This is a genomic window from Flavobacterium sp. HJJ (genome assembly GCF_015351475.1).
GTDB classification, from domain to species: domain Bacteria; phylum Bacteroidota; class Bacteroidia; order Flavobacteriales; family Flavobacteriaceae; genus Flavobacterium; species Flavobacterium marginilacus.
Genome location: NZ_JADKPR010000088.1, coordinates 1 through 415, shown reverse-complemented (window position 1 = coordinate 415; position 415 = coordinate 1). Strand labels below are relative to the sequence as shown.

Annotated in this window: 1 protein-coding gene; it reads left to right on the top strand. The window is 45.5% G+C overall.

The window, feature by feature from the left end; all coding sequences use genetic code 11:
* A partial coding sequence (locus IRZ80_RS20850) for a YDG domain-containing protein (protein ID WP_228520981.1) occupies nucleotides 1-415 on the top strand: 415 nt, incomplete at both ends.

Sequence of the window (415 nt, the reverse complement as noted above, 5' to 3'; positions counted from 1 at the left end):
AAACAGTCACAGTCACAGCTGCTGGTTTATATGCTAATGCAAATGCAGGAACAGGTAAAACAGCTACTGTAACTTATACTTTAGCCAATGGAACCAACGGAGGTTTGGCCGCAAACTATAGTTTGGCAGCCGGAACAGGTACAGGTGATATTACCGGCAAAGTATTAACAGTAACAGGAGCTGTTGTAACGACCAAGACTTATGACGGAAACACAACGGCTACAATTACAGGAGCTGTTTTAAGCGGTGTGCTGGCAGGTGATGCATTGAATGTTACGCTTGGCAATGCAACGACAGGAACATTTAACGACGCAAATGCCGGTGTAGGCAAAGCAGTGACTACTGCTCCTATGACTATTTCGGGTACAGCCTCTGGCAACTATACGCTGACACAGCCTGCTTTAACAGGAACAAT